Genomic DNA, 6,314 nt, shown 5'->3' on the forward strand with positions numbered 1-6,314 from the left:
TCAATACAACCTGACATAATATCGTGTGATCGTGACACGGGGGTCGCTTGACCCGCGCGGCGGGCAGGCGCTAGGCGCTGGGGCCTGTTTTCCCTTACGCGACGAGGCTCCGTGTCCGCCCCGCTCAGTTTCCAGAAGATGATCCTGACCCTCCACGAATACTGGAGCGATCGGGGCTGCGTGATCCTGCAACCCTATGACATGCGCATGGGGGCGGGGACGTTCCACCCGGCGACGACGCTGAAGGCGCTGGGCCCGGAGCCGTGGAACGCCGCCTTCGTCCAGCCGTGCCGCCGCCCGACCGACGGCCGCTATGGCGAGAACCCGAACCGGTTGCAGCATTATTACCAGTATCAGGTGATATTGAAGCCTTCGCCGCCCGACTTGCAGGAACTGTATCTGGGGTCGCTGGCGGCGATCGGGATCGACTTCACCCACCACGACATCCGCTTCGTCGAGGACGACTGGGAGTCGCCGACGCTGGGTGCTTGGGGCTTGGGCTGGGAAGTGTGGTGCGACGGGATGGAAGTCACCCAGTTCACCTATTTCCAGCAGATGGGCGGGTTCGACTGCAAGCCGGTGGCGGGCGAGCTGACCTATGGGCTGGAGCGGCTGGCCATGTATATCCAGGATAAGGACAGCGTGTACGACCTGGCGTTCAACGACGTTGTCGATGGGAGGGGGGGCGTGACCTACGGCGACGTGTTTCTCGAAAACGAGAAGCAGATGTCGAAGTGGAATTTCGAGGTCGCCGATACGGAGTCGCTGTTCGACCTGTTCCGCAAGGCAGTGGCCGAGTGCGAGAATGCGCTGGCCGCCGACGTGCCGATCGCGGCCTATGAACAGGCGATCGAGGCGAGCCATATCTTCAACCTGCTGGGTGCGCGCGGCGTGATCTCGGTCGCCGAGCGGCAGGCGTATATCGCGCGCGTCCGCGATCTGGCGAAGGGATCGTGCCAGAAGTGGATCGAGATGCGGACGCCCGAATGGCAGGCGAGCTTTCCGGGGTGGGTGGCATGAGCGATTTCCTGCTGGAGCTGCGCTCCGAAGAGATTCCGGCGCGGATGCAGGCGCGTGCGCGCGAGGATCTGGCCAAGCTGTTCGTCGCCGAGCTCGCCAAGGCGGGGATCGCCGCGCCGCGTGTCACGACCTATGCGACGCCCAGGCGGCTGGTGCTGATCGCGCATGATCTGCCCGAGGCTACGGAAGCGGTGCGTGAGGAAGTGAAGGGGCCGCGGGCATCCGCCCCGCCGCAGGCGCTCGAAGGGTTCCTGCGCAAGACCGGGTTGACGCGCGAGGTGCTGATTGAGCGCGACGGCGTGTTGTTCGCGGTGACCGAGGTGCCGGGGCGGCGGACTGCCGACGTGCTGGGCACGGCGATCCCGGCGATCGTGCGGGCGTTTCCGTGGCCCAAGTCGATGCGCTGGGGCGCGGTGTCGCTCAGTCCCGAATCGCCGCGCTGGGTGCGGCCGTTGCAGGGCATCGTCGCGCTGTTCGGCAGCGACGTGGTGCCATGCGAGGTCGCGGGCGTGAGCAGCGGGGCGACGACGCTCGGCCATCGCTTCCACCATCCGGGTCCGATCACGATCGGGTCGGCGGGCGATTACGTCGAGAAGCTGCGCGCGTGTCATGTGATCGTCGATCAGGACGAACGCGCCGCGATCATCGCGGTCGGCGCCAAGATGGCGGCGCGCGGTGCCGGGCTGGAACTGGTCGAGGACGAGGGGCTGCTGGCGGAGAATGCGGGGCTGACCGAATGGCCGGTGCCGTTGATCGGGCGGTTCGACGCAGCCTATCTGGCGGTGCCGCCCGAGGTGATCCAGTTGACCGCGCGGGTGAACCAGAAATATTTCGTGTGCCGCGATGGCGAAGGGCGGCTGGCGAATGCGTTCGTCTGCACCGCGAACATCGACGCGGCCGATGGCGGCGAGCGGATCGTCGCGGGCAACGCCAAGGTGCTGGCGGCGCGGCTGTCCGACGCGAAGTTCTTTTACGAGACGGATTTGCGCACGCCGCTCGATGCGCTGCTGCCCAAGCTTGCGAAGATCGTGTTTCACGAGAAGCTCGGCACGGTCGCCGACAAGGTCGAGCGGGTGGCGAAGCTGGCCGAGTGGCTGGCGCAGGAAGGCATCGTGCCGGGCTGCGATCCGGCGCTCGCACGGCGCGCGGCGGAACTGGCCAAGGCCGATCTCGTCACCGGCATGGTCGGCGAGTTCCCCGAATTGCAGGGGCTGATGGGCGGCTATTACGCCGCCGCGCAGGGTGAAGACCCGCAAGTCGCCGAGGCGGTGCGCGATCACTACAAGCCGGTGGGCCAAGGGGATGACGTTCCTATCGCGCCGGTAACGGTGGCGGTCAGTCTGGCGGATAAGCTGGATACGATTGTCAGCTTCTTTACTGTGGAAATGCCTCCTTCTGGTTCACGCGATCCATTCGCCCTACGTAGGGCTTGCCTAGGCATTATTCAGATAATTGACCGGGCGGGTATTCGCGTTCCGCTGCTTAATGCGTCGTCCCGAATCGCTGCTTTGGTCTGGGATCAAAGGATTGATGCTGAACAGAAGCGCGACAACGACCGCGTTCGCCTCGTATCAGATGCACTCGACATTCTTGGTTTGAGTCGAGCAGACATCTTACCGTCCGAGCGGCTTCGCTTGGCAATCGCAACGCATCCGACGATTGAGGTTTTGGACTCTGCCGCACCTGACAAAGTTCTCAATTTCTTCGCCGACCGCCTCAAAGTCCAGCAACGCGAGGCCGGCGTCCGCCACGACCTGATCGACGCTGTATTCGCGCTGGGTGGAGAGGACGATCTCGTCCGCCTCCTCGCGCGCGTCCATGCGTTGCAGCGGTTCGTCACCACCGAGGACGGCGCGAACCTGCTCGCCGGGTACAAGCGCGCGGCGAATATTCTGAAGAAGGAAGCGCCCGCCGATGCCGAGGTCGCCCGCGACTATACCCCCGAACCGGCCGAGGCGGCGCTGATCGCCGCGCTCGATGCGGCCGAGCCGCGCGCGGCCGCCGCGATCGAAGGCGAGCGGTTCGAGGAGGCGATGGCGGCGCTTGCCTCCTTACGCGCGCCGATCGATGCGTTCTTTACCGAGGTGACGGTCAACGATGCCGATCCGGCGAAACGCGCCGCGCGGCTGGCGTTGCTGGCAAGGGTGCGTGGCGCGGTGCATAGCGTTGCCGACTTTGCCAAAATCGAGGGATGACCTGACGGTTTAACCCGTTTAACGGGACGCCATGGCCTTTGAGGCTCGCGAATCACGATACCCCGCTGCGGGCCTGTGCCCGATCCAGCGGACAGCATGAGGATTGCACGGCAGCATGACCCAGTATGTCTATCGCTTCGGCGGCGGGGTGTCGGACGGCGGATCGGGCGACAAGACGCTTTTGGGCGGCAAGGGCGCGAACCTGGCCGAGATGGCCTCCATCGGCCTGCCGGTGCCGCCGGGGTTCACCATCGCGACGACGATGTGCACCCGCTATTACGACGAAGGACAGGCGTTCCCCGATTCGCTGCGGGACGAGGTCGCCACCGGCATCGCCCATATCGAGGGGATCACGGGCAAGACCTTCGGTGACGAGCGCGATCCGCTGCTGGTGTCGGTGCGGTCGGGTGCGCGGGTGTCGATGCCGGGCATGATGGACACGGTGCTCAACCTCGGCCTCAACGACCGCACGGTCGAGGGGCTGGCGCAGGTGTCGGACGATGCGCGCTTCGCATGGGACAGCTATCGCCGCTTCATCCAGATGTATTCGGACGTGGTCCTCGAACTCGACCATGGCCGGTTCGAGGAAGCGCTGGAGATCGCCAAGGAAGATCACGGCTATTACCTCGACACCGAGATGACCGCCGCCGACTGGCAGGCGCTGGTCGCCGAATACAAGGCGCTGGTCGAGGAATTGTGGGGCAAGCCGTTCCCGCAGGACGTGCATGACCAGTTGTGGGGCGCGGTCGGCGCGGTGTTCGGATCGTGGCAGGCGGACCGTGCCAAGGTCTATCGCCGGCTGAACGACATTCCGGCCAACTGGGGCACCGCCGTCAACGTGCAGGCGATGGTGTTCGGCAACATGGGCGACACCAGCGCCACCGGCGTCGCCTTCACCCGCGATCCGGCGAAGGGCGACAATGCCTATTACGGCGAATTCCTCATCAACGCGCAGGGCGAGGATGTCGTCGCGGGCATCCGTACCCCGCAATATCTGACCAAGGCGGCGCGCGAGGGGGCGAACGCCAAGCCGGCGTCGATGGAAGAGGCGATGCCCGAGGCCTATGCCGAGCTGGCCGCCGTGTTCGACCGGCTGGAGCGGCATTACCGCGACATGCAGGACATCGAGTTCACGGTGCAGCAGGGCAAGCTGTGGATGCTCCAGACGCGCTCGGGCAAGCGCACCGCCAAGGCCGCGCTCAAGATCGCGGTCGACATGGCTGAGGAAGGGCTGATTACCCGCGAGGAGGCGATCGCGCGGGTCGATCCGCAGGCGCTCGACCAGTTGCTCCACCCGACGCTCGACCCCAATGCCGCGCGCGACGTGCTGACCAAGGGACTGCCGGCGTCGCCGGGGGCCGCCAGCGGCATCGCGGTGTTCGACAGCGATACGGCCGAGCGCCGGTCGAATGCGGGCGACGCGGTGATCCTGATCCGCACCGAAACCAGCCCTGAGGATATTCACGGCATGCACGCGGCGCGCGGCATCCTGACCGCGCGCGGCGGGATGACCAGCCACGCCGCCGTCGTCGCGCGCGGCATGGGGCGGCCGTGCGTGTCGGGCGCGGGGTCGATCTCGATCGATGCGAAGGCGGGGGTGATGAAGGTCGCGGGCCGGGAGATTCGCGAAGGCGACATCGTCACCATCGATGGTGCTACCGGCGAGGTGATGGCGGGCGCGGTCGCGACCGTCCAGCCCGAACTGGCCGGCGATTTCGGCACGTTGATGGAATGGGCCGATGGCGTCCGCCGGTTGAAGGTGCGCGCCAACGCCGAAACCCCGCTCGACTGCCGCACCGCGCGCGATTTCGGCGCGGAGGGCATCGGCCTGTGCCGCACCGAACATATGTTCTTCGAACAGTCGCGCATCACCTCGGTCCGGCAGATGATTCTCGCCGAGGACGAGGCGGGGCGTCGCGCCGCGCTCGACAAGCTGCTGCCCGAACAGCGCAGCGACTTCGTCGAGATTTTCGAGGTGATGGTCGGGCTGCCCTGCACCATCCGCCTGCTCGATCCGCCGCTGCACGAATTCCTGCCGCACGAGGAAGCCGAGTTCGCCGAGGTGGCCGAGGCTGCGGGAATCGAGGTCGAGCAGTTGAAGCGGCGGGCGGCGGAGCTGCACGAGTTCAACCCGATGCTGGGGCATCGCGGGTGTCGACTGGGCGTGACCTATCCCGAAATCTACGAGATGCAGGCGCGCGCGATCTTCGAGGCGGCGGTGATCGTCGCCGAGAAATCGGGCGATGCGCCGATCCCCGAGGTGATGATCCCGCTGGTCGGCACCCGCCGCGAGTTGGAGCTGATGAAGGCGGTAGTCGATAAGGCGGCCGAGGCGGTGTTCGCCGACAAGGGACGGCGGATCGAATATCTGGTCGGCACGATGATCGAGCTGCCGCGCGCGGCATTGAAGGCCGGCGAGATCGCCGAGGTGGGCGAATTCTTCTCGTTCGGCACCAACGACCTGACCCAGACGACGCTGGGCGTCAGCCGCGACGATGCCAGCCGGTTCCTCGGCGCCTATGTCGAGCAGGGCATCTACGCGCGCGATCCGTTCGTTTCGATCGATGTCGAGGGCGTGGGCGAGCTGATCGAACTGGCCGCCGAGCGCGGGCGCAAGACGCGGGGCGACATCAAGCTCGGCATCTGTGGCGAGCATGGTGGCGATCCGGCGTCGATCGCGTTCTGCGAGAAGGTCGGGCTCGATTACGTGTCGGCCAGCCCGTATCGCGTGCCGATCGCCCGGCTGGCGGCGGCGCAGGCGGCGTTGGCCAAGTGAGGGGGGCCAGATGAGGGATGCGGCGCGCGTGACGCGCGACGGGTTCGACCGGATCGGCCCGTTCCATCCCGCCTTCGTGTGGGGGGCGGTGATCGTCATCGACCTGATCGTCGTGATCGCGCTGTTGCTGGCGGTGACGAAGATCGGCGACAAGGTCGAGGATGTGGTGTCGCCCGGTGGGCCGGAATGGGTGACGTTCTAGGCGGGATCGACATTCAACGAAATGCCGTCCGAATCTGCTCCCCTCCCTGACAAGGGAGGGGCCGGGGGTGGGTCGGCCCGAGAGGAAACGTGCGCGCTCCACAACCGGCCTACCCCCCCCC

The 6,314-nt window shown here is 66.3% G+C and carries 4 protein-coding genes; all 4 read left to right on the top strand.

Annotation, left to right across the window (positions count from 1 at the left end):
• Positions 1 to 138: 138 nt before the first annotated feature.
• The 4 genes from ASE78_RS08925 to ASE78_RS08940 all read left to right on the top strand — a co-directional run bounded on the left by ASE78_RS08925 (position 139) and on the right by ASE78_RS08940 (position 6,193).
• Positions 139 to 1,020 carry a glycine--tRNA ligase subunit alpha gene (locus tag ASE78_RS08925; protein WP_056495869.1) on the top strand — a complete coding sequence of 294 codons (882 nt, stop codon included), beginning with the start codon at positions 139 to 141 and terminating at the stop codon, positions 1,018 to 1,020.
• Positions 1,017 to 3,215, top strand: coding sequence for a glycine--tRNA ligase subunit beta (gene glyS / locus ASE78_RS08930; RefSeq protein WP_056495872.1), 2,199 nt, complete (start codon positions 1,017 to 1,019; stop codon positions 3,213 to 3,215). Before ASE78_RS08925 ends, glyS begins: the two co-directional genes overlap by 4 nt.
• 115 nt (positions 3,216 to 3,330) lie before the next feature.
• Positions 3,331 to 5,991, top strand: coding sequence for a pyruvate, phosphate dikinase (ppdK, locus tag ASE78_RS08935; protein WP_056495874.1), 2,661 nt, complete (start codon positions 3,331 to 3,333; stop codon positions 5,989 to 5,991).
• Positions 5,992 to 6,001: 10 nt separating this feature from the next.
• Entirely contained in the window at positions 6,002 to 6,193 is a 192-nt protein-coding gene (locus ASE78_RS08940; RefSeq protein ID WP_056495878.1) for a hypothetical protein, read from the top strand.
• Positions 6,194 to 6,314 lie beyond the last annotated feature (121 nt).

The organism is Sphingomonas sp. Leaf25 (genome assembly GCF_001421635.1).
Classification (GTDB): domain Bacteria; phylum Pseudomonadota; class Alphaproteobacteria; order Sphingomonadales; family Sphingomonadaceae; genus Sphingomonas.

What these genes read in the sequence shown, in the direction of transcription:
- ASE78_RS08925 (WP_056495869.1), top strand. Translation starts at nt 139, where the DNA reads ATGATCCTGACCCTCCACGAATACTGGAGCGATCGGGGCTGCGTGATC.
- glyS (WP_056495872.1), top strand. Translation starts at nt 1,017, where the DNA reads ATGAGCGATTTCCTGCTGGAGCTGCGCTCCGAAGAGATTCCGGCGCGG.
- ppdK (WP_056495874.1), top strand. Translation starts at nt 3,331, where the DNA reads ATGACCCAGTATGTCTATCGCTTCGGCGGCGGGGTGTCGGACGGCGGA.
- ASE78_RS08940 (WP_056495878.1), top strand. Translation starts at nt 6,002, where the DNA reads ATGAGGGATGCGGCGCGCGTGACGCGCGACGGGTTCGACCGGATCGGC.